The following is a 20,152-nucleotide window of genomic DNA, read 5'->3' on the forward strand; positions in this document are numbered from 1 at the left end:
ACGGCCGAGCAGGGCAGCGATGCGGTGCTGGTGCAGTTCGCCTTCCAGGCCGCCAAGGTGAAGCAGCAGTACTGGGAACAGACCGACAAGGGCGGCAAGGGCGCCGAAACCGTTCTGGCCTGGAACATCAAGGAAAACCGGGAGGCTTGAGCCTCTTGCCGACCGACGTCTGGGGGCCTCGTTTCTGAGGTCCCGGGCGTTGCGCAGCGTGCTTCTTTCCGCCGGTCAACTCAGGGGGAATCCATGCCAACAGGCTCCGCGCAGCTTGCGCGTGTTCTCAGCGTTTCATCGTCGGCCATGCCCACGTTGGGCGGCGAACCGGCATTGGAGCCGATAGCCATCGACGGCAGTGAAGGGCTGAGCAGCCTGTTCGGCTATACCCTGACCCTGGCCACTCCCGAGCAGTCCGGCTACAACGAGCGCCAGGCCGCCAATGTGGCCATCAAGCAACTGGTGGGCGAGGCGCTCACTGCGCACATCGTGCTCGACGGGCGCCCGGGCTCGGGCCCGCAGCGCCGCCATATCTCGGGCCTTGTGACGCGCGTGCGCTTTTTGCGGCTGGAGAACCGGCGCGCACTGTACGAGGCGGTGATCGAGCCTTGGCTCACCCTGGCCACGCGCACCAGCGACTACCGCATCTTCCAGAACCAGAACGTGCTGGACATCGCGAGGGAGGTGCTCGGCAAATACGGGCTGCCCTTCGACGTGCGGGCCACGCGCAGCTATCCACCGCGGGAGTTCCAGGTGCAGTACGGCGAAAGCGACTACGACTTCGTCGCGCGGCTGCTGCACGAGTGGGGCCTGTACTTCTACTTCGAGCACGAAGAGAAGAGCCACAAGCTGGTGATCGTCGATGACATGGCCTCGCACCAGCCCTTTGCTCATGCGGGCTACCAGACCGTTCCGTTCCACGCGGCGGAGGCCACCGTGCGCGAAGAGCACTGCGACCGCTTCAATGCGTGCGAAGAGCTGCAAAGCGGCCGCTGGGTGACCAGCGACTTCGACTTCAAGCGCCCGAAGGCCGAACTGCAGCAGGTCAGCGCCATGCCGCGCAAGACGGCGCAGAACACCTGGGAGCGCTATGGCTGGCCGGGCGACTACGTGGTGGAGTCCGAAGGCGAACAGCTGGTGCGCACGCGCATGGAAGAAACCGGCAGCCGCGGCGAACGCGCGAGCGGCTCGGGCAACCTGCGCGCGGTGGTGCCGGGCTGCCTGCTCACGTTGGAGCGCCATCCGCACAACGAATCGAACCGGCAGTACCTGGTGACGGAAGCCCATCTCCGGCTGCAAGACGTGGGCGATGCCAGTGCGCAGCAGGAGTTCGAGTGCCGTGTCGATTTCGAGGTCATTCCGGCGAACAAGGTGTTCCGGGCGCCGGCACCGCCGGTGCCGAGGCCGCGTACCACCGGCCCACAGACGGCGATCGTCACCGGGCCCGCGGGCCGGGAGATCTGGACCGACGAATACGGCCGCGTGAAGCTGAGCTTTCACTGGAACCGCTACTGCACCAAGGACGAGAACAGCTCGTGCTGGGTGCGCGTGTCCTCGCCCTGGGCCGGAACCAACTTCGGCGGCATCCAGATCCCGCGCATCGGCCAGGAGGTGATCGTCGACTTCGAGAACGGCGACCCGGACCGTCCGATCGTCACCGGTCGCGTCTACAACGCCGACAACATGCCGCCGTGGAGCCTGCCCGACAACGCCACGCAGAGCGGGCTGCTCACACGCAGCTCCGAAGGCGCGACCGATGCCAATGCCAACGCGTTGCGCTTCGAGGACAAGAAGGGGCAGGAGCAGGTGTGGCTGCACGCCGAACGCAACCAGGACATCGAGGTCGAGCACGACGAGACGCACTGGGTGGGGAACGACCGCAGCAAGACCATCGACCATGACGAGACCGTGCATGTGAAGCACGACCGCACGGAGACGGTGGATCATGACGAAACCATCACGGTGCACAACAACCGCACCGAGACGGTCGACGGCGACGAGACCATCACCATCCACAAGAACCGCACCGAGACCGTCGATCTCAACGAAACCATCGGCATCGGCATGAACCGGACCGAGAAGGTGGGCCTGAACGAGACCATTCACATCGGTGAGCACCGGACGGTGACCATCGGCGGCGCGAAGATGGAAACCATTGCGCTGGCCAAGGCCGAGACCATCGGATTGGCCAAGGCGCTGACCATCGGCCTCGGCTACCAGATTACCGTGGGCGCAGCCATGAACACCAGCGTTGCGCTGATGCAGACCGAGCAGGTGGGGCAGTCCAAGCGTGTGGACGTGGGCAACACGCTGACCCTGCAGGCCGGTGACCGTATCCAACTGGTGTGCGGCAAGAGCTCGCTGGTCATGACGTCGGATGGTGCGGTCACCATCAGCGGGTCGTCGTTCGATTTCACGGCCAGCGGTCCCGTGCAGATCAGCGGCAACGACATCGACTTCAACTGAGCGCCGCGGTGGAGTTTCGCAACCTCACGCCTTTCGATGCGATGTGCTTTCGCGCCGCAACGCCAAGCGACCGCGAATACCGGGTCGTCGCCATGAAGGTCGGCTACAGGCTCGTGCGCGGGCGGCGCGGCCAGTGGCAAGCCGAAGTCAATGACGACCGACCCGTGCCGTTGACGCTTGCCGACGAATACTGGGGTGAAGAGGGCGCGTCGAGCCCGCGCGAGGAGAGCGATCTTGCACCCTACAAGCCGCGCTGCGACGTGATCGTGAACGCCATCGCTCATGCGCCTTGCGGCGTGCCTGCATCCGACTGGGAAGTGCGTGTGAAAGTGACGGCGCGGCCACAGTGGCTGCAGTTGCCGCAGCCGCCGCGGCCCCTTCATCCGGGCGCGCGATTGACGCCAAGGCAGCAGCAAGAATGGGACAGCGAGACGCAGAGTGCGCAGGCGCTTGCCGCGCCTCGGGCCGTGCTCGACAAGCGGCTCCGCATCAGCGGCCCGGCCGTTCTGTACCGGCGCGACAAGCGCAACTGGGAGCGTACGCCGCCGGAAGCCATTGCCAGCCTGCCCATGCGTTGGGAATACGCCTTGGGAGGCCGGAGCCTGCTGCGCCGGGCCGGTGCACCGGAGCACGAGCCACCGCTGCTCGACGAAGTCTGCTTCTCCAATCCGCTCGGGCGCGGCTGGATCGAGCAGCGCGAACTCGAAGAGGCGCGCAGCGCAGGGCAGCCCGAGGTCGAGCGCATCGCGGCCCCGCAGATCGAAGCGGCCGGCGTGCGCATGCGGCAGCCGGTCATCGCCAGGCATTCGAGCGCCGACCAGGACGCCCGGACCATGGCCGAGACGGCCAGGAGCTATGGCGAGACGCCCGCCGGCCTGGGGGTGGTCGGCAGGGCCTGGGCGCCGCGGCTCGCGCTGGCCGGAACGTATGACGACGCGTGGCTCGAGCAGCGTCACCCGTGGTTGCCGAAGGATTTCGACTTCGGCTACTGGAATGCCGCGCCCGTCGACCAGCAGATCCCTTACCTTCCGCCCGACGCGTGCATCGAACTCTGGAACCTCAGCGACCCCGCGGCAACCCCGGAGGGTCATTTGTCGGTCACCCTGCCGGGGCACCGCGCGCTCGTGCTGGCAAGACTGGACAACGGCGCGTTGCTGCCGTTGCCGATGGTCACGGACACGCTTCTCATCGATACGCAAGCCATGGCGCTGTCGCTGGTGCATCGCATATGGATTCCGTCGGACGCGCCGGTGCGCGTGGTCGAGGCCCGTTTCGAGACCGATCCGCAGGCGCCATTGGTGCGTTCGCGAAACATGGCGCTGAACCAATGAGCGCCAACGTCACGGCCCGCAAGGATGGCAGCTGGCGCGTGGTGAGCCTTGCGCCGGACGTCTGCAAGACGCCGATGGGCAGCTCGATTCCGCCTGTGCCCTATCCGGTTACCGCGCAGCTGGAGACCACCACATCGGTGGCCAGGAGCGTGCGCGCCAACGGTCATCCGGTGGTGGTGTACGACATGAGCATCGTGCCCACGACCATCGGCGACGCCGCCGGCGCGGCCAAGGGCGTGAAGAGCGGCACCGTGCAGGGCAAGTGCTACCCGAAGGACCACAGCGGAACCGTGCGCGCCGAAGGCAAGCTGCTCGTGCGCCATGACGATCTGTTCTGGATGAACGGGAAGTAGGGCGCCGATGACGGTCACCATCGACATCGATCCCGCTTTCAGCAGGCCGGTTGGCGGTGGCGGCCGCCTGGTGGGCTACAACAACGCCGATTCGGTGTCGATGCTGTACTTTCCCTCCGACCTTGGGCCGGCGGAAAAGACGTGGCACATGTCGCACGAACAGTACGAGGAGCTTCGCCAGGCTCAACCGACGCTGGAACTGCCCGAACTCAAACCCCGCAAGCCCGGCACCAATGCGAACGGTAACACGCTCGGCTCCGTGGTCGGCGAAACGCCTTCGACCGCCGGCAAGGCGACACAGGCCAACCCCGAGGTGAAGCCCGAAACGCCGAAGGAAGAGGGCTGGTGGGGCAGTTGGGGCAGTTCGGTGGTGCACACGGTGCTCGACGTGGGCGGCGCCATCCCGGTCGTCGGCATTTTTTCGGATGGCATCAATGCGGGCATCTATGCGGCCGAAGGCGACATGGTCAACGCCGCGATCTCGGGTGCCTCCGCGGCCGCCAACCTGATTCCTGGCGGCGGGGCCGCCACGAAGGCTGGCAAGCTGGCCTACAAGGGCGGCAAGATGGCGTTGGAGAAAGCCGAGAAGGAGCTGGCCGAAAAGCTGCTGAAGGAGCAACTGGAGAAAGAAGCGGCAGAAAGGCTGGCCAAGGAGAAGCTCGAGAAGGAGGCCGCGCAAAAGGCCGAGGCGGGCGGCGGCGGTGGTTCGAAAAAGAATGACTCGCAGGTCAAGAAGGGAAAGAAGCCGAAATGCGGCGGGCGGGCGACTTACGGCAAGCAGGCCGGCGACTTCCTGGGCAATGAGATGGAGCGGGATCACATTCCCAATGTGGCCTCGCTCAAGGACATGGCCGAAAAGATGCTGCGCGAGGACGGCATCGATCTGACGCCGGCACAGCGTGACTCGCTGTTCGGAAAGGTGGGAAAGAACGGGCAGCGTGAAGGCGGAAAGATATACACCCACGCACAGACCGTCGCGGTGCCCAAGGAGATCCACAGGGCAAGTCCCACCACCGGAAACCACGAGAACTACAAAGACTCGAAAGACCTCGCTGGGGCGGCGCGTCGCGACACCAGGAATCACAGGGACGCCATCGAAAAAAGTGACAATCACAAGGACTGCGCAAAGGCCCTGGAAGAGGCCTCGGAGGTCATCGACAAGATCTCGAACGATCAGTACAAGAAATTTCTGAACAACTTGATCGACGACGCCCTCGAAGGCAAGCGAAGCACGAATCCATGGAAAGGAATCTTATGAAAGCGCCGCATCGATATCCGGAGGCCCAGGACTTTGTCTCTGCGATCGCCAAGCCATTCGACAGCGAGCCAGGGAGCAAGGTCGTGGCGCCTTTCGGCATCGTATGGCCCGATGCCGTCAAGCTCGATAGTGGCCTGGAGATCTACAACGTCAGCGCGCCGACTCTGGGCATAGGCTTCACGTACAAAGATGCAGGCTTGGTGTTCGAGCAGGAGTATCACGACGTGGGCGAAGGCCCGTTCTTGCTGACGCAATGCGGTTTCTGGGGCCACGAGGACGAGTACGAGAGCTACAAAGGCCCTCTGTGGAAGGACCTGCGGTTTTCCGACACAGTGGCCGATGCAGTGGCCAAGCTGGGTGCCCCAACCCGGGTGGGTCGCCTCGACATCCATTTTTGGGAGCTGCCCGATTTCAGATTGACGATCCAGTGGAAGAGCCCAGGCAAGATTCGAGTGGTTTCGTACTGGATGAAGCAGGATTGACGCGCGGTGAGCCTGTTCAGCTTTCTTTCGTTGCTGGGCGCGGACTCGACGAATGCGCAGCTGGTCACGGCGCTGGAGCAACTCGGCGTGCGCCGGAGGCCGGAGAAACCGTCTCCCTTCAAGAGCCCTTACGAGGTTCTCTTTCGCTTGAGCAAACATGGTCTCTGCCTGTCGTTTCAGGACCTTGCCTATGTGGAAAACAGGCCCCCACGCCAATGGGGCAACAGCACGCTGCAGTTGCGCACCGTGACGGTCACCGCGGGCGTGGAAGGCAAGTATTTGCCATACGCCGGCGAAATGCCCTACGGCATTTCCTGGGGTGATACGCGCCAGCAGGTTCGCGAGCGCATGACCCAGCACCAAGACAAGTTGCACGGCTACCTGCGCGATTGCTGGTGGTTCGGTGAGCGCTACATGAGCGTGACCTACCAGCCGGGCGACATCACCCGGCCCGAGCAGCCGGGCGTTTTCGACCTGTCCTTCGGATTGTTCTACCCAGAGAGCGAATTGGTGCGGCCGGCAAAGTATCCGAATCACGAAGTGCTCGTCGGCCTTTTCGGCAAGTCGATGGATGCCCCCGAATTCCGCCAGGCGTTCGAGTCCTTCGATGTGGAGAACTGGAAGGCGCAGAGCGAGGACGGACACCTCGACCGCCGGCGGGCTTTCGGATTCGAGTTGTACTTCGATCCCGCCAGGCCTGCCGATGACGGCACGCCGTCCTTTGCCGGCGCGAACCTGACCAGGGGCCGGCTCGGTCCTTCGCAGAAGTGGGAAGGCACCTTGCCTTTCGGCCTCGACTTCGACGACACGCCGCCAATGCTGCGGCAGAAGATGCCCGCACCGCCTCTTGGGTGGGACGACTCCATGGTCGTCTGGGGCTTCGCGAAATGGTCTCTTCCGCAGATGGACGTGCGAGTGAACTACGACACGGTGCAGAACTGTGTGGAATGCATTGCGCTGCTGGCACCCGGCTATCTGCGACGCAATGAATTCGAATCCCGAGTCTCGGGTCAATAGGAGGGGGCGAGCGGACTCGCCCAGTTGGCTCACGGGGCAGCCGCTGGCTCGAACATGTCGCTCACCGGAAAGTCGCCAAGCTGGCGCAGCGCGGGACGCGCCAGGCATTCCCGAAACATCCGCATCGCGGTGGACTCGAAGGCGTCCCGGCGCGTGACGAGCAGCGTAGGCGCCCGGGAGATCGAGGCATCGATTTCGTGCACGACCAGCCGCTCGTGTGCGAACGACCTGGCGACCACATACCGGGGCAGCAGGGTGACGCCGACATCGGCGCCAACGCAGCCCAGAATGCCTTCGAGCGTTCCGAATTCAAGTCGCCGATAGGAGGGGCGTCCGAGCTGAACGAGCAACTGCTCGAGGCGCTGACGGTATGAGCAGCCCGTTCGGAACATGAGTGCGGTCAGCGGCGCTGCCTCATTGCGCAGGGCCGCAAGATGGGGCCATCGCCGCGACGTGACCAGCACCAGCTCTTCATCGAAGATCTTCTCGGCCTTCAGCCGGGGGTGATCGATCGGTCCCGCGACAAATGCGCCGTCTACCTCGTTGTCGATGACGCTCTGGATCAGCTCGGCCGTGGGCCCGGTGCGCACGACCAGCTCAACGGCCGGGTGGCGGGCGTTGAACTGGCCCAGCACTTCCGGCAGACGCACCGCAATGGTCGTCTCCATGGAGCCGATCACCAGCGGCCCCTTGGCCTGGCCGTCGTCGCGCGCGTTGGCGGCCGCTTCCTGCAGCAGTGCCACCGCGCGAGAGGCGTAAGGCAACAGGCGCATGCCAGCGCTGGTGAGGGCAACGCCGCGGCTGTGGCGTTCGAACAGCGGCAGGCCAACCTCGTCCTCGAGCGCCTTGATGCGGCTGGTGACGTTGGACTGGACCGTGTGAAGTTCCTTTGCGGCCTTGGTGATGCCCGCGCAGCGAGCCACTGCGGCAAAGGTTGTGAGATCTCCAACTTCCATATGCATCTCCAAATCAGATCGAAACGGCTGATGACTTCAATCAGCAAGCAGCTTCCGCAAGATGCGTACCTGCAAAAAACGAGGCGCGTCGAACAGGTTGGTGCAAATGCGCCCCACAGAGGGGCATCGTAGGCAGTTTTGGTGGCGCCGAGCCCATGGTTAGCCCTGAGTGCATACGGCATCGCGAGGCTGGAGACATTGCCCGGAAGAGCCTGGTAGCAATCTGTTCAACAGATTGGCGGCATCAAAATAAATCGTTTCCCAGGATTCGATCGGCTTCCTAGCATCCGGGCCTTCCACCACCCCATGTCGAGGAGTCCCATGCTCACCAACCGCTTCACCGAAAAGTTCGGCCTGCAATATCCGATCGCTCTTGCGCCCATGGACCCTGCCTCTGGCGGCGTGCTCGCTGCGGCGGTGTCGAATGCCGGCGCACTCGGCCTCCTGGGCGGCGGATACGGAAGCCACGAAGTCCTGGAGCGTGAGTTCGACCTGGCGGGCGACGCATCCATCGGCTGCGGCTTCATCACCTGGTCGATGGCGCGGGATGTGTCGCTGCTCGACAAGGCGCTGGCGCGCCGGCCGCGATGCCTGATGCTTTCGTTCTCCGATCCCGAGCCCTTCGCCGCAAAGGTGCATGCGGCGAAGATTCCACTGATCTGCCAGGTGCAGACGCTCGAGCACGTGCAGCGCGCGCTCGACGTCGGTGCGGCTGTCGTCGTGGCGCAGGGAACAGAGGCGGGGGGTCACGGCTTCGACCGGCAAACCACGATGACCTTCGTCCCCGAGGTCGCCGACTACCTTGCAGCGAAAGGGCCGGAAACAATCTTGCTCGCCGCCGGAGGTATCGCGGACGGTCGCGGCCTGGCGGCTGTATTGATGCTGGGTGCCGATGGAGTGTTGATGGGAACCCGCTTCTGGGCAACCCAGGAGGCCCTTATCCACGCCAATGCCAAGGCCCGCGTGACGCAGGCGCGCGGATCGCAGACGATTCGCACCTCGGTGTATGACATCGTGCGCGGAAAAGCCTGGCCGAAGGAATACACCGGCCGCCTCATGCACAACGACTTCATTCATCGCTGGCATGGGAACGAAGAGGCGCTTCGACCTCTGCGCGAGTCGGAGCTGCGCGCCGTCGAATCGGCGCATGAGTCCGGCGACTACGACTGCGCGAATGTCACCGTGGGGCAGGCCATCGGCCTGATAGGCGACGTCCCGTCGGCGGCAGATGTCGTGCACCGGACCGCGCGGCAAGCGCGCGACATCATCCACAACGCGCAACGCCGCATCTGAGAGGCGTTGCAAATGCCACTCTTGAAGTTCGATCTCATTCAAGGCCGGGACGACGAGCAGTTGCTGGCGCTCCTCGACAGTGCCCACGCGGCAATGGTGCAAGCGTTCGAGGTGCCGCTTTCCGACCGCTATCAATGTGTCACGCAGCATCGACCGAATGAACTCGTGATCCACGACACGGGGCTGAATCTTCCGCGCTCGAACAACGTGGTGCTGCTGACCGTTGTCACCCGGCCCCGGCCCGACATGCAGAAAAGAGACTTCTACCGGCTCCTTGTTGCCAACCTGCAGAGGGACTGCGGCCTGCGTGCGGAAGACGTGGTGGTCAGCCTCGTCGAGAACAAGGACGCGGACTGGTCCTTCGGCCTTGGCGAGGCCCAGTTCCTGACGGGGGCGCTCTAGCTCGGGGCACTCGAGGCCGTCCGCCTTGGTGCAGGCAATGCACCTTCATCTGGCATCTGGGCAACGGATCGGTCTCATCGAAATTAATCGTTTCTTCCACCTCGGGCGCATCGATATGGTTGCGCCCGGATCGAATCAACTTGACGGAGATTTTCATGCGTCGCGACCTCAACGATGGAGGCGGCGAATCGCTGGGCTTTGGCCTGGCGCTCACCGCCGTGCAGGTTCTTGTCTACTTTGCGTTTGTGCTGGTGTGCTGCTTCAACGCGAGAGGAATGGCGTTCACGGTGCCCGTGCTCGACATTCCCTTCGCATTCGCCTTCGGTCTTCTTGTGATCCTGTGCGGGATCGTGCTGACCGTCATCTACGTTGTTCGAACCAACCGGATGGATGGCTGACATGAAGAAATTGATTGCTGCGCTAGCAGCTTCGGCTTCGGTGACCCACGCGTTCGCCGCGGGCGGGAGCATCGGCTCTCCCTCCGCAACCTCTGTGTTGCTTTTTCTCGCAGTGATTTCGGTCACGCTTGCCATCACATGGTGGGCCGCGCGACGCACCTCATCGACCAGCGACTTCTACGCGGCGGGAGGACGCATCTCCGGGTTTCAGAACGGACTGGCGATCACCGGCGATGCCTTGTCTGCCGGCGCCTTTCTCGGCTTGACCGCGCTGGTCTTCTCGAGCGGGTTCGACGGCCTGATCTATGCCATCGGCTACACGACGGGTTTGCCGATCGTTGTGTTCCTGATGGCGGGAAAGCTGCGCCAGTTGGGAAAATTCACCTTCACCGATGTCGTTTGTTCAAGGCTCAGCGGCAGCGCCATACGGGTGTTTTCCGCTTGCGCCTCGCTGATCATTGTGGCGTTCTACCTCATCGCCCAGATGGTTGGCGCCGGGCAGTTGATTCAATTGCTCTTCGGCATTGATTACACCCTCGCCATCGTGCTGGTCGGTGTGTTGATGGTGCTGTACGTCGTCTTTGGTGGAATGATGGCCACGACATGGGTCCAGATCATCAAGGCCGTGCTGATGCTGGGCGTTGGAGCGGCAATCACGTTCCTGGTGTGGCAGCAGTTTGGCTTCAGCATGGGCGCGTTGCTTCGCAAGGCGGTCGAGGTGCACCCAGGAAAGGACGCCATCCTCTCGCCGACAGCTTTTGCCAAGGATCCGCTGTCGGGGCTTTCACTCGGTATTGCACTGATGCTTGGTACCGCGGGCCTGCCGCATGTGCTCATGCGCTTTTTTACCGTGCCCGATGCCAAGGCTGCACGCACGTCGGTTCTCTGGGCAACCATCTTCATGAACTGCTTCTACGCCATGATTTTCATCATCGGCTTCGGCGCACTTGCCTTGCTTCGCATGCATCCGGAATACATGGACGCGAAAGGCTTGCTGATCGGCGGCAGCAATACGGCTGCACTGCATCTGTCTCATATCCTTGGCGGCGAAATCATGTTCGGGCTGGTTTCCGCCGTCGCGTTTGCCACCATCCTGGCGGTTGTTGCCGGCCTGACCCTGTCTGGCGCTTCGGCAATCAGCCACGACATCTATGGCGCACTGTTTCGGCACAAGACGGCCGATGCCCGCGATGAAATCCGGATCGTTCGTTTGGCCACGATTGCGCTCGGTGTCTTTGCGATTGCGCTCGGCATTGCATTCAAGGGGCAGAACGTCGCCTACATGATCAGCCTGGCGTTCTCGATCGCCTGCTCGTCGACATTTCCGGTGCTGGTTCTTGCGATCTACTGGAATCGCCTGACAGCCACCGGTGCGGTGGTAGGGGGAAGCGTGGGGCTGCTGTCTTCGCTGCTGCTTACAGTGCTTGGCCCGGCGATCTGGGTCAAGGTGCTTGGGCACGCAAGCCCCGTGTTCCCGATAGATCCGCCGGCCTTGGTGACTGTTCCTCTTGCCTTTTTGGCCTGCGTGATGGTCAGCCGTTACTGGGCACCGGCGGAGCCGACCCAAGGGGAGGACCTGCGGCGCTCACCCGGTCATCGCGGGAAAGCGCAACTCGAACCGCATCAAGCCGGGCATAGGGCATGAGGCGGACACTTCGCCGCCGTGCAATGCCATGATCGCCTTGACGATCGCGAGCCCGAGGCCGTTGGATTCGGTGTGCCTGCGTGCTGCGTCGCCTCGGTAGAAGCGGTCGAACAGACGTCCGAGCTGTTCGGGCGGGACCGGCACGCCTTCGTTCTCGACAGCTATCGTCGCCGTGCCGCCGTCGTGCACACCGATCAGCCGCACGATCGTCCCCGGTGTGCCGTGGCGCACTGCATTCACGACGAGATTGTTGATCGCGCGCCGGCACAGCGCTGCATTGACGAAGGCCATACCGCTGGCTTGCACTTCGAAGCGAAGCCCGTTCTCATCGGCCGGGCCCTCGAAGTACTCGGCGATCTTCTCAAGTTCGGCATGCAGCGCAATCGGAGTTCGCTCGATCGTCAGCGATGCATGGTCGGCTTGCGCGAGGAACAGGATGTTCTCCGCAATCTGGCGTAACCGGTTCAGCTCTTCGAGGTTCGATTCAAGAAGCTGCTGGTACTCATCGGCGCTGCGAGCCCGTTGCAGCGCGACTTGCGTCTGTCCGATCAGCGCGCCGACGGGAGTGCGGATTTCGTGCGCGAGATCGGCAGAGAATTGTGAAAGGCGCTCATAGCCGATGGCAATGCGGTCAAGCATGGCGTTGAACGCGACCACCATATGCTGCACTTCGAGCGGCGCGTCATGCTCTGGCAGGCGTATGGCGAGATTGATCGGGTTGATCAACGCCGCCTTCCCGGCAACCCGGCGCAGCGGCCTCAGGCCGTGCCGCAGCACCAGATACGCAAGAATGGTCGAAGCGAGCATCGCGATGATGGCGCTGAGGATTACGCGATCTCGATTGGCGCGAATCATCTTCACCTCGGTGGTCAGCGGGTGGCCGGCCACCACCTCCACCATATCGCCATTGCGGCCTGAACGCGCGAGCGCCGCAACCCAATGCATCGGCACGCCATCCGCCATCGGCATGTTCAGTACGTTCCCGATCGCCAGATCGCGGTCGGCCGAGACTGCGACGAGCGAGCCGGGCACGGGAAAACGGCGGGGGTTGACGTCGATGAAAGGCGCTTCGCCGGGGCGACGCAGCAGCAGCACATCGCTCTCGGCACCGAGCATGGCCGTGAACAGAGAAGGTCGCTCGTGCAGGTCGGAGATCGTCTGCACGTTGCCTACCAGGCGGCGGAAGTGCTCGACGCGTCCGATCAGCCGCGTGTCCATTTGCTCGGTGATCGCCGACCTCGCGGAATAAAAAAAGTAGGCGCCGAGCATGCCGGTGACCGTGCAAGCGATCAGAGCAAGCAGCAACGTGGCTCGCACCGCCAGCGATCGCGGCAGCCACCTCATGGCGCGTCGCCGAACGAATAGCCGATGCTGCGCACCGTGTGGATCAGCTTTTTCTCGAACGGCTGATCGATCTTCGCGCGAAGGCGCTTGATTGCGACGTCCACGACATTGGTGTCGCTGTCGAAGTTCATGTCCCACACTTCTGACGCGATCAGCGTGCGCGAGAGCGCCTCGCTCTGCCGCTTGATCAGCAGTTGCAGCAGAAGGAACTCCTTGTTCGTCAGCGCGATCTCCTTGCCTTCGCGCGTGACCTTGCGGCGCAGGACGTCAACCTTCAGGTCGGCGAACTCGTAGAACTCGGCTTCGCGCACGATGCCCCGACGCAGCAGCGTGCGAATGCGCAGCACCAGTTCGGTGAACGAGAAGGGCTTGACGAGATAGTCGTCGGCGCCGAGTTCAAGGCCGCGGATGCGGTCGTCCAGGCGGTCGCGCGCGGTGAGAAAGAGCACAGGCAGGTCCCGCTTGTCGCGCAAGACCTGCATGATCTGCCAGCCGTCGATGCCGGGCAGCATCACGTCAAGTACGACGAGGTCATAGGCGTGTTCAAGCGCCATGTGCAGCCCATCCGTTCCGGTGCGCGCAAGGTCGACGGCGTAGCCGCTTTCCTTCAGGCCCTTTTTGAGGTAGTCGCCCGTCTTCGGGTCGTCTTCGATGACAAGGATGCTCATTGGAGTGTGTCCACCATTCTCTCTCGCAGCGCGGCGCCGATTCATGACTTTTTTGTCATCCAAATGCCATGCCCCTGAGCTCGGGCGATCCCTAGAGTGGCTTGTCTTCACTTACTACGGCCATCCATGAACACCAGACTCGGAAAACTTTTTCGGACCTTCGCCCTCCCGGCATTGATGACGGCCGGCCTGCTTGGCGCCAGCTACTCCGCGCTCGCGCAGACCCCGCCCCCGGTTGGTGTGCGCGGCGCGATCACCGCCGTCAGCGACGATTCGATCAAAGTCCGTACCAACCGCGGCGAAGACCTGACGGTCAAGATCAACAGCAGCACTCAGGTTCGCGCGGTCACGCTCGCCAAGTTGACCGACATCAAACCCGGCAGCTACATCGGAACGGCGGCGACTCCGCTGCCCGACGGTTCTTTGAAAGCGCTTGAAGTGCATGTGTTCCCGCCCGCGATGGCGGGCACCGGTGATGGTCACCGTGCCTGGGATCTAGCACCCAAGAGCACCATGACCAACGGCACGGTCGGGGACCTCGTCGCGGCCAACGGCCGGACCCTGACTCTCAAGTACAAGGGCGGCGAGAAGAAGATCGTCGTGCCGGACGACGTGCCGATCGTCAACCTCGAACCTGGCGATCGCTCATTGCTCACGGTGGGTACCAAGGTCGTGTTGTTTGCGAAGAAGGAAGCTGATTCAAGCCTGTCTGCAAGCTTCATCTCCGCGGGCAAGGACGGCGTGACGCCGCCGATGTGACGATGAAGAGCAAGATGATTCATCCGCTGGCGGTGCGCGCCGCCCATTGGGTCAATGCGTTCGCCATGACCTGCATGCTGATGAGCGGTTGGACGATCTACAACGCGTCGCCGATCCTGCCCTTCCAATTCCCGGCCTGGATGACGCTTGGGGGTTGGCTCGGTGGCGCCATTGCGTGGCACCTTGCGGCCATGTGGCTGCTCGTCGCGAACGGCCTGCTGTACTTGCTCTACGGCATTGCCAGCGGTCATTTTCGTCGGGAGTTTTTCCCGATTCGCGCCAGCGAGTTGCTGCGCGACACAGGACGTGCGCTGGCGTTACGGCTCCCGCACGAAGCCGGCCGCTACAACGCGGTGCAGCGCTTCGCCTATGTCATCGTGCTGCTGCTTGGCGTGCTCGTCGTCGCATCGGGGGTGGCAATCTGGAAGCCTGTTCAGCTGGCATGGCTGGCCGGCCTTTTTGGTGGCTTTGATTTCGCGCGCAAGGTGCATTTCGCGGCAATGGCTGGCATCGTCGGCTTCATCGCGATCCATCTGCTGCTCGTCCTTCTCGTTCCGCGCACGCTGCTGCCGATGGTTATCGGACGTGCGCGGGCCTCTCACAGTACCGCACCATGATCAAACTCTCTGACCACAAGAAGCAGATCGCGAACCTCGAGCGGCGGCTTTTCTTGCGCTCGTCGCTGTCGATTGGCGCGCTCTCGATGCTGTCCGGCTGCAACCTGCAGGACAACGACCAGGTCGACAAGGCCCTGTGGGCGCTGTCGCGCTGGAACGACCGCGTGCAGGCCCGACTCTTCAGCGGCAGCCGCCTCGCGCCGACCTATGCGCCGAACCAGGTCACGATGCCGTTCCCGTTCAACGCGTTCTACCCAGAGTTCGATGCGCCCCAGGTCGACTTGTCGAACTGGCGGCTTGAAGTCTCCGGACTTGTCACTGACAAGACGGCTTGGACCGTAGAGCGCCTGCGTAGCTTGCCGCAAGCGCGGCAGATCACGCGCCATATTTGCATCGAGGGCTGGAGCGCCATCGGCGACTGGGGCGGCGTGCCGCTCAAGACATTCCTGCAGCGCATCGGCGCGGACACGACGGCGCGCTTCGTCGGCTTCAAATGCACCGACCGCTATCACTCGAGCCTCGACATGGCCAGCGCGCTGCACCCGCAAACGTTGCTTGCCCTTGACTTCGGGGACGAAGCGCTGCCGACGGCCAACGGTTTTCCCCTGCGGCTGAGTGTTCCGACCAAGCTCGGATTCAAGAGCGCGAAGCACGTCGCTGCGATCTTCGTGACCAACACGAATCCGGGGGGTTATTGGGAAGATCAGGGATACAACTGGTTCAGCGGAATCTGACATCGGCAGCTGGTGACCGGCGATGCTGCTCCGCCGGTACAAGTTACGCGGTGCCCGGAGATCTTTCGAGAGGTTTTCAGAATCTCTTCATTGGCGTTTTTGAACACAAAGCCAGTGCTGATCGTCTATAACGGCTGCAGTCCAGCGCCCTCAACAACCGTCTCGAACCATGAAAAATCCTCTGTTCGCAGGTCTTCTCTTTGCGCTTGCCGCTATCTTGCCGCTCGCCGCGGCAGCACAGGTCCCGGTTCAGCCGGCCGCCGACCAGGAGGCGCTTCTTGCGAGCGCCGATCCGATGCTGCGGGCCAATAAGCGGCTGGTCTATGACTTCTGGCGCGAGGTCTTCGAGGCGGGCCAGGTGGCGCAGGCGGACAAGTACGTTGCCGAGTCCTACATCCAACACAACCCCAACGTGCCCACCGGCCGTGCGGCCATGGTGGGATTCGTCTCGCGACGGACCCCGACGCCTCTGCCGGTAGAAGCCCGCATCAAGGCGCCGCTGGTCTCGATCGTCGCCGAGCGCGACCTCGTGATCCTGAGCTTCGTGCGCGAGTACCCCGAGCCGCAGGACGCAACGCGCAAATACACGACCACCTGGTTCGACATGTTCCGCCTTGAAAACGGCAAGATCGTCGAACACTGGGACGGTGCCGTGAAGCCTGTGAAGCCCTGATCGCGAAAGCCGACGGACCGATGTGCGCAGGCGCTTTCTCTGCGCACACCTTCTCAGGGCCTTGATCGGCAGGCCTCCTCAGTTGGTTCCGCCAGCCCTTCGCATCAATGCCCCCAATTCCTCGTGCCCGCGCGCCTCGAGCGTGTCTGCGGCGCCGAGCCGGTCGCGCGCTTCCTTGTTCTGGCTGAGCTTGGACTTGCCCACCAGCGAGGTGATGGCAATCTCGATGCCCACGATGCTGCGCACCATGCTGTCGATGTATCCGGGTGCGGAGTCGCCCATCTTCCAGGGACTGGGTTCGTCCGCCTCGTGGCGCCGCGTCAGGCGCGCGATGATGCGGCGCGCGAAGCGCTCGTCGTCATGCACGGTGAGTACGCCGTGCGCGTGCACCACTTCGTAGTTCCAGGTCGGCACCTGGCGGTGCGCCTCGTGCTTGGACGGGTACCAGCTGGGTGAGATGTAGGCCTGGGCGCCGCCGAAGACGACCATCACGGGAGTTCCCGTGGGGCAGCGCTGCCACAGCGGGTTGGCGCGAGCGACATGCGCCGACAGCAAGCCATAGGTTCCGGCCTCGGGATCGAACTCGAAGGGGAGGTGATCGGCATCCAGGCCGGTGCTCCCATGCGTGACCAACGCGCCCAGCGGATGCTCGCGGATGATGCGCTGGAGTTCCTCTGGTCTTGATTCGGCAAAGTGCGGGGGGATGTACATCGGGGCAGGGTGGAAGTGGTGTGGGCAGGCAGAACTGTCGCGTGAAACCGGCACAATGAGAAGGTCCAGTTCCGCTCCTTTTGCATGGACCAGTTTCATATGCCGCCAAGCCCAGGTGCCCGTGCAAGAAGAGCCGGCCGCCACATCTACGATCTCCTGCGTTCGCAGATCGCCGACGGCACGCTCTCCGCCGGCGCACAGGTGCCGTCCACGCGTGCCTTGGCGGCCGACCTGGGGGTGTCGCGCACCACGGTCACCGCCGCCTACGAGCAGCTCGCAGCCGAGGGCTTCCTTGCCACGTCTGTCGGTCGCGTCGCCCGCGTTGCAAGTCCGCTGGCTGCGCCCGCATCGCCCGACGCGCAGCCGAAACGGCAAAGCACGAGTGCGCCGACCCTTTCGGACTTTGGCCGTCGCGTGTCGGCAGCCGACATGCCCGGGCTTGCGCCTGCAGAACCTTGCCGCATCGATTTTCTCTATGGCGCGGTGGCGACGCGCGATTTTCCGGCGCTCGCCTGGCGGCGTGCCTACCAGGCCGAACTGCTGCGCCACCAACGCAGGCTCTCCTACGCTGCGCCCGAAGGCGAGGCATCGCTGAGACGCTCGCTGCAGGGCTACCTCCGGCGCGCGCGGGGCCTGGCCTGCGATGCAGAGCAGATTCTTGTAGTGCATGGCTCACAGCAGGCCATCGACCTTTGTGCGCGCTTGCTGCTGAATGCCGGCGACGCTTTCGTGTTCGAGGAGCCCGGCTACCTGATGGCGCGCCGGTGCTTCGAGGCCACGGGCGCCGAGGCCTTGGCAATACCGGTGGACGCCCAGGGCCTGAACACCGCCATGCTGCCGACCGACGACCGCACCCGCCTGGCCTACGTGACGCCCTCGCACCAGTTTCCGCTGGGCGGCGTGCTGCCCATCGGCCGGCGCCTGGAGCTGCTCCGTTGGGCACGAACGCACCGCGCCTGGGTGATCGAGGACGACTACGACGGGGAGTTTCGCTACGGCCAGCGTCCGATCGACGCGCTGCAGTCCATAGACACCGATGGCCGCGCGATCTACATAGGAACCTTCTCCAAGGCGCTGTCGCCGCAGCTCCGGCTGGGCTACCTGGTGCTGCCGCCCGAACTGGTGCCGGTGTTCAGGCAGGCCAAGCGGCTGGCCGACCGCCACGCGCCCGTGCTGGAGCAGCGTGTGCTGGCGTCGCTGATCGACAGCGGTGCCTACGAGCGCCACGTGCGGCGCACGCGCCGTGCGCACGAGCGCCGCCGGGCGGCACTGCTCGATGCCATGGCACGCCACCTGCTTTCCAGCGCCACGGTCATCGGCGCCGCGGCCGGGTTGCATGTGGTGCTCTGGCTGCCGTTCCTGCGGCCGCAGGACGAGCCCTCACTGGTGGCGGCAGTGCGCGCCAAGGGCGTGGGGGTCTACGCGGTGTCGCCGTTGTTTGCGGGGCCGCCGCTGCGCGCGCAACCGCGACCGGCCGGACTGATCCTGGGTTACGCCAGCCTGTCGGTCGAGGAGATCGATCAAGGGATGCGTGTTCTGGCTGAGGTGATCGCCGAGCGGGTGTGAGGCCGCTCGGCTGATTGCAGCGCCTTCACTCAGGAGGTCTTGCCCGAAGGCTGGGCGGCCACCGGAGTGTCCGAGGTCTCGCTCCAGCCGCCCCCCAGCGTCTTGTAGAACGTCACGAGGTTGGTCAGGCGCGACAGGCGAGTACCGATCAGGTTCTGCTGGGCGGTGTAGAGCGAGCGCTGCGAATCGAGCACGCTCAGATAGCTGTCCACGCCGCGCTGAAAGCGCGCCTGCGACAGCCGGTAGCTGTCCGATGTGGCATTCACCAGCGACTCTTGCGCGTCGAGCTGGCGCCCGAGTGTGCCGCGTTGCGCCAGGGCATCCGAAACCTCGCGGAATGCCGTCTGGATGGCCTTCTCGTACTGTGCCACCGAGATGTCGCGGCTCACCGTGGCGATCTTGAGGTTGGCGCGGTTGGCTCCGCCGTCGAAGATCGGCAGCGTGACTTGCGGCGCAAAGCTCCAGCTACCCGAGCCGCCCTTGAATAGGCCGGAGAGCTCGCCGCTCGATGTGCCGGCCGATGCGGTGAGGCTGATGCGCGGATAGAAGGCCGCACGCGCCGCCCCGATGTAGGCATTGGCGGCCTTGAGGTCGCGTTCGGCCTGCAGGATGTCGGGGCGGCGCTGCAGCAGTTCCGAGGGCAGCCCGGGCGGTATGGCGGCCAGCGGGCTGGCCGCTGCTTCCGTCGTGTCGGGCAGGGCTTTCGGGAGCAGGTCTTCCGGCACCTCGGCGCCCACGAGCAGCGTCAGCGCATTGCGGTCTTGCGCCACCTGCGCGGTGTAGCGCTCGACATCCACGCGCGCGGCGTCGACGCTGGTCTGCGCCTGGCTCAGCGTGAGCGCCGACGCCGCGCCCAGCTCGAAGCTGCGCTGGTTGAGGCGGTACGAATCGCTTTGGCTCTGGAGCGTGTCGTGCGCAAGCTTCAGCCGGTCCAGGTCGGCGGCCAGCGTGAGATAGCTGGTCGCCACCTCGGCCACGAGCGCGATCTGCGTGCTGCGCCGCGCCTCGGCCGTAGAAAGAAACTGCTGCAGCGCCTGCGCGCTCAGGCTTCGCACGCGGCCGAACAGGTCGATCTCGTAGGAGCTGAATCCGAGCGACGCGCTGTATTGGTGAGCCGTGAGCGCTGCGCCGGTGGACGACAGGTCGGCCGGGGTGCGGCTGCCGCTGCCGCCCGCGCTGGCGTTGACGGTCGGAAAAAGCGCCGCGTCCTGCACCCGATACTGGGCCCGGGCCTTCTCGATGTTCAGCACCGCCACGCGCAAGTCGCGGTTGTTGGCAAGGCTCATCTCGATCACGCGCTGCAGCGAGCGATCGGTGAACACGTCTCGCCAGCCCAGGTCGGCGACGGGCGTGGGTGCCGGCTCGCCGCTCGCATCGCCGGCGAACTTGCCGGGCACCGGGGCCGCCGGCTGCTGGTAGGCGGGCATCAGGCTGCAGCCGGCCATCAGGGCAGCCAGTGCGAGCGGGGTGAAGCGAAGGAGTTTCATT

General features: G+C 64.1%; 20 protein-coding genes and 1 pseudogene. 16 read left to right on the plus strand and 5 right to left on the minus strand.

The window, feature by feature from the left end:
- The 7 genes and pseudogenes from V9K97_RS25870 to V9K97_RS25900 all read left to right on the plus strand — a co-directional run.
- Nucleotides 1-150: pseudogene (locus V9K97_RS25870) on the plus strand (type VI secretion system tube protein Hcp); the annotation flags it as partial.
- A 93-nt stretch (nucleotides 151-243) separates the two neighbouring features.
- Entirely contained in the window at nucleotides 244-2,457 is a 2,214-nt protein-coding gene (locus V9K97_RS25875; RefSeq protein ID WP_337313167.1) for a type VI secretion system Vgr family protein, read from the plus strand.
- A gap of 8 nt (nucleotides 2,458-2,465) precedes the next feature.
- Nucleotides 2,466-3,788, plus strand: a complete 1,323-nt coding sequence (locus tag V9K97_RS25880; RefSeq protein WP_337321616.1) for a DUF2169 family type VI secretion system accessory protein — start codon at nucleotides 2,466-2,468, stop codon at nucleotides 3,786-3,788.
- Nucleotides 3,785-4,141: a DUF4150 domain-containing protein gene (locus tag V9K97_RS25885; protein WP_258506288.1), complete on the plus strand. Its 357-nt coding sequence runs from the start codon at nucleotides 3,785-3,787 to the stop codon at nucleotides 4,139-4,141. The genes V9K97_RS25880 and V9K97_RS25885 overlap by 4 nt, the downstream gene beginning before the upstream one ends.
- A gap of 7 nt (nucleotides 4,142-4,148) precedes the next feature.
- A complete protein-coding gene (locus V9K97_RS25890; RefSeq protein ID WP_337313173.1) occupies nucleotides 4,149-5,399 on the plus strand; it encodes a hypothetical protein in 1,251 nt (416 codons plus the stop codon).
- Nucleotides 5,396-5,881 carry a hypothetical protein gene (locus V9K97_RS25895; RefSeq protein WP_337321618.1) on the plus strand — a complete coding sequence of 162 codons (486 nt, stop codon included), beginning with the start codon at nucleotides 5,396-5,398 and terminating at the stop codon, nucleotides 5,879-5,881. The genes V9K97_RS25890 and V9K97_RS25895 overlap by 4 nt, the downstream gene beginning before the upstream one ends.
- Before the next feature lie 6 nt (nucleotides 5,882-5,887).
- A complete protein-coding gene (locus V9K97_RS25900) occupies nucleotides 5,888-6,898 on the plus strand; it encodes a hypothetical protein (RefSeq protein WP_337321621.1) in 1,011 nt (336 codons plus the stop codon).
- Between the two features lie 29 nt (nucleotides 6,899-6,927).
- Here the strand turns inward: V9K97_RS25900 and V9K97_RS25905 are convergent, their stop codons facing one another.
- Nucleotides 6,928-7,854, minus strand: coding sequence for a LysR family transcriptional regulator (locus V9K97_RS25905; protein ID WP_337313178.1), 927 nt, complete (start codon nucleotides 7,852-7,854; stop codon nucleotides 6,928-6,930).
- Between the two features lie 321 nt (nucleotides 7,855-8,175).
- On the opposite strand from V9K97_RS25905, the gene V9K97_RS25910 reads away from it, so the two are divergent.
- The 4 genes from V9K97_RS25910 to V9K97_RS25925 all read left to right on the plus strand — a co-directional run bounded on the left by V9K97_RS25910 (nucleotide 8,176) and on the right by V9K97_RS25925 (nucleotide 11,592).
- Complete coding sequence (locus V9K97_RS25910) at nucleotides 8,176-9,147, plus strand: NAD(P)H-dependent flavin oxidoreductase (RefSeq protein ID WP_337321623.1); 972 nt, start codon at nucleotides 8,176-8,178, stop codon at nucleotides 9,145-9,147.
- Nucleotides 9,148-9,159: 12 nt separating this feature from the next.
- Nucleotides 9,160-9,549 carry a tautomerase family protein gene (locus V9K97_RS25915; RefSeq protein ID WP_337321625.1) on the plus strand — a complete coding sequence of 130 codons (390 nt, stop codon included), beginning with the start codon at nucleotides 9,160-9,162 and terminating at the stop codon, nucleotides 9,547-9,549.
- Nucleotides 9,550-9,704: 155 nt separating this feature from the next.
- On the plus strand, nucleotides 9,705-9,947 hold the full coding sequence (locus V9K97_RS25920; RefSeq protein ID WP_337321627.1) for a DUF485 domain-containing protein: 243 nt from the start codon (nucleotides 9,705-9,707) through the stop codon (nucleotides 9,945-9,947).
- A gap of 1 nt (nucleotide 9,948) precedes the next feature.
- Entirely contained in the window at nucleotides 9,949-11,592 is a 1,644-nt protein-coding gene (locus tag V9K97_RS25925; protein ID WP_337321629.1) for a sodium:solute symporter family transporter, read from the plus strand.
- Here the strand turns inward: V9K97_RS25925 and V9K97_RS25930 are convergent.
- Together V9K97_RS25930 and V9K97_RS25935 are read right to left on the minus strand one after the other, a co-directional pair.
- Nucleotides 11,533-12,936, minus strand: a complete 1,404-nt coding sequence (locus tag V9K97_RS25930) for a heavy metal sensor histidine kinase (protein WP_337321631.1) — start codon at nucleotides 12,934-12,936, stop codon at nucleotides 11,533-11,535. The genes V9K97_RS25925 and V9K97_RS25930 overlap by 60 nt on opposite strands.
- Nucleotides 12,933-13,604 carry a heavy metal response regulator transcription factor gene (locus V9K97_RS25935; RefSeq protein WP_337321633.1) on the minus strand — a complete coding sequence of 224 codons (672 nt, stop codon included), beginning with the start codon at nucleotides 13,602-13,604 and terminating at the stop codon, nucleotides 12,933-12,935. The genes V9K97_RS25930 and V9K97_RS25935 overlap by 4 nt, the downstream gene beginning before the upstream one ends.
- Nucleotides 13,605-13,730: 126 nt before the next feature.
- Between V9K97_RS25935 and V9K97_RS25940 the strand changes: the two genes are divergently transcribed.
- The 4 genes from V9K97_RS25940 to V9K97_RS25955 all read left to right on the plus strand — a co-directional run bounded on the left by V9K97_RS25940 (nucleotide 13,731) and on the right by V9K97_RS25955 (nucleotide 16,387).
- Nucleotides 13,731-14,363, plus strand: a complete 633-nt coding sequence (locus V9K97_RS25940; protein ID WP_337313190.1) for a DUF5666 domain-containing protein — start codon at nucleotides 13,731-13,733, stop codon at nucleotides 14,361-14,363.
- 2 nt (nucleotides 14,364-14,365) lie between these two features.
- Nucleotides 14,366-14,980, plus strand: a complete 615-nt coding sequence (locus V9K97_RS25945) for a cytochrome b/b6 domain-containing protein (protein ID WP_337313191.1) — start codon at nucleotides 14,366-14,368, stop codon at nucleotides 14,978-14,980.
- A complete protein-coding gene (locus tag V9K97_RS25950; protein ID WP_337321635.1) occupies nucleotides 14,977-15,714 on the plus strand; it encodes a molybdopterin-dependent oxidoreductase in 738 nt (245 codons plus the stop codon). The genes V9K97_RS25945 and V9K97_RS25950 overlap by 4 nt, the downstream gene beginning before the upstream one ends.
- Nucleotides 15,715-15,883: 169 nt before the next feature.
- Nucleotides 15,884-16,387 (plus strand): nuclear transport factor 2 family protein, encoded by a 504-nt coding sequence (locus tag V9K97_RS25955; protein WP_258506266.1) that lies wholly within the window; start codon nucleotides 15,884-15,886, stop codon nucleotides 16,385-16,387.
- 78 nt (nucleotides 16,388-16,465) lie between these two features.
- Here the strand turns inward: V9K97_RS25955 and V9K97_RS25960 are convergent, their stop codons facing one another.
- Complete coding sequence (locus tag V9K97_RS25960; RefSeq protein ID WP_337321637.1) at nucleotides 16,466-17,098, minus strand: FMN-binding negative transcriptional regulator; 633 nt, start codon at nucleotides 17,096-17,098, stop codon at nucleotides 16,466-16,468.
- An 84-nt stretch (nucleotides 17,099-17,182) separates the two neighbouring features.
- On the opposite strand from V9K97_RS25960, the gene pdxR reads away from it, so the two are divergent.
- Nucleotides 17,183-18,664: a MocR-like pyridoxine biosynthesis transcription factor PdxR gene (gene pdxR / locus V9K97_RS25965; protein WP_443304251.1), complete on the plus strand. Its 1,482-nt coding sequence runs from the start codon at nucleotides 17,183-17,185 to the stop codon at nucleotides 18,662-18,664.
- A gap of 29 nt (nucleotides 18,665-18,693) precedes the next feature.
- Here pdxR and adeC read toward each other — a convergent pair whose 3' ends face one another.
- A complete protein-coding gene (adeC, locus tag V9K97_RS25970) occupies nucleotides 18,694-20,151 on the minus strand; it encodes an AdeC/AdeK/OprM family multidrug efflux complex outer membrane factor (protein WP_337321641.1) in 1,458 nt (485 codons plus the stop codon).
- Nucleotide 20,152: the final 1 nt, after the last annotated feature.

The sequence above is a fragment of the Variovorax sp. CCNWLW186 genome (genome assembly GCF_037203865.1).
Lineage (GTDB): Bacteria > Pseudomonadota > Gammaproteobacteria > Burkholderiales > Burkholderiaceae_C > Variovorax.

What these genes read in the sequence shown, in the direction of transcription:
- V9K97_RS25935 (WP_337321633.1), bottom strand. Translation starts at nt 13,604, where the DNA reads ATGAGCATCCTTGTCATCGAAGACGACCCGAAGACGGGCGACTACCTC.
- V9K97_RS25885 (WP_258506288.1), top strand. Translation starts at nt 3,785, where the DNA reads ATGAGCGCCAACGTCACGGCCCGCAAGGATGGCAGCTGGCGCGTGGTG.
- V9K97_RS25950 (WP_337321635.1), top strand. Translation starts at nt 14,977, where the DNA reads ATGATCAAACTCTCTGACCACAAGAAGCAGATCGCGAACCTCGAGCGG.
- V9K97_RS25960 (WP_337321637.1), bottom strand. Translation starts at nt 17,098, where the DNA reads ATGTACATCCCCCCGCACTTTGCCGAATCAAGACCAGAGGAACTCCAG.
- V9K97_RS25875 (WP_337313167.1), top strand. Translation starts at nt 244, where the DNA reads ATGCCAACAGGCTCCGCGCAGCTTGCGCGTGTTCTCAGCGTTTCATCG.
- pdxR (WP_443304251.1), top strand. Translation starts at nt 17,183, where the DNA reads ATGGACCAGTTTCATATGCCGCCAAGCCCAGGTGCCCGTGCAAGAAGA.
- V9K97_RS25895 (WP_337321618.1), top strand. Translation starts at nt 5,396, where the DNA reads ATGAAAGCGCCGCATCGATATCCGGAGGCCCAGGACTTTGTCTCTGCG.
- V9K97_RS25930 (WP_337321631.1), bottom strand. Translation starts at nt 12,936, where the DNA reads ATGAGGTGGCTGCCGCGATCGCTGGCGGTGCGAGCCACGTTGCTGCTT.
- V9K97_RS25915 (WP_337321625.1), top strand. Translation starts at nt 9,160, where the DNA reads ATGCCACTCTTGAAGTTCGATCTCATTCAAGGCCGGGACGACGAGCAG.
- V9K97_RS25925 (WP_337321629.1), top strand. Translation starts at nt 9,949, where the DNA reads ATGAAGAAATTGATTGCTGCGCTAGCAGCTTCGGCTTCGGTGACCCAC.
- V9K97_RS25910 (WP_337321623.1), top strand. Translation starts at nt 8,176, where the DNA reads ATGCTCACCAACCGCTTCACCGAAAAGTTCGGCCTGCAATATCCGATC.
- V9K97_RS25945 (WP_337313191.1), top strand. Translation starts at nt 14,366, where the DNA reads ATGAAGAGCAAGATGATTCATCCGCTGGCGGTGCGCGCCGCCCATTGG.
- adeC (WP_337321641.1), bottom strand. Translation starts at nt 20,151, where the DNA reads ATGAAACTCCTTCGCTTCACCCCGCTCGCACTGGCTGCCCTGATGGCC.
- V9K97_RS25955 (WP_258506266.1), top strand. Translation starts at nt 15,884, where the DNA reads ATGAAAAATCCTCTGTTCGCAGGTCTTCTCTTTGCGCTTGCCGCTATC.
- V9K97_RS25890 (WP_337313173.1), top strand. Translation starts at nt 4,149, where the DNA reads ATGACGGTCACCATCGACATCGATCCCGCTTTCAGCAGGCCGGTTGGC.
- V9K97_RS25905 (WP_337313178.1), bottom strand. Translation starts at nt 7,854, where the DNA reads ATGGAAGTTGGAGATCTCACAACCTTTGCCGCAGTGGCTCGCTGCGCG.
- V9K97_RS25920 (WP_337321627.1), top strand. Translation starts at nt 9,705, where the DNA reads ATGCGTCGCGACCTCAACGATGGAGGCGGCGAATCGCTGGGCTTTGGC.
- V9K97_RS25940 (WP_337313190.1), top strand. Translation starts at nt 13,731, where the DNA reads ATGAACACCAGACTCGGAAAACTTTTTCGGACCTTCGCCCTCCCGGCA.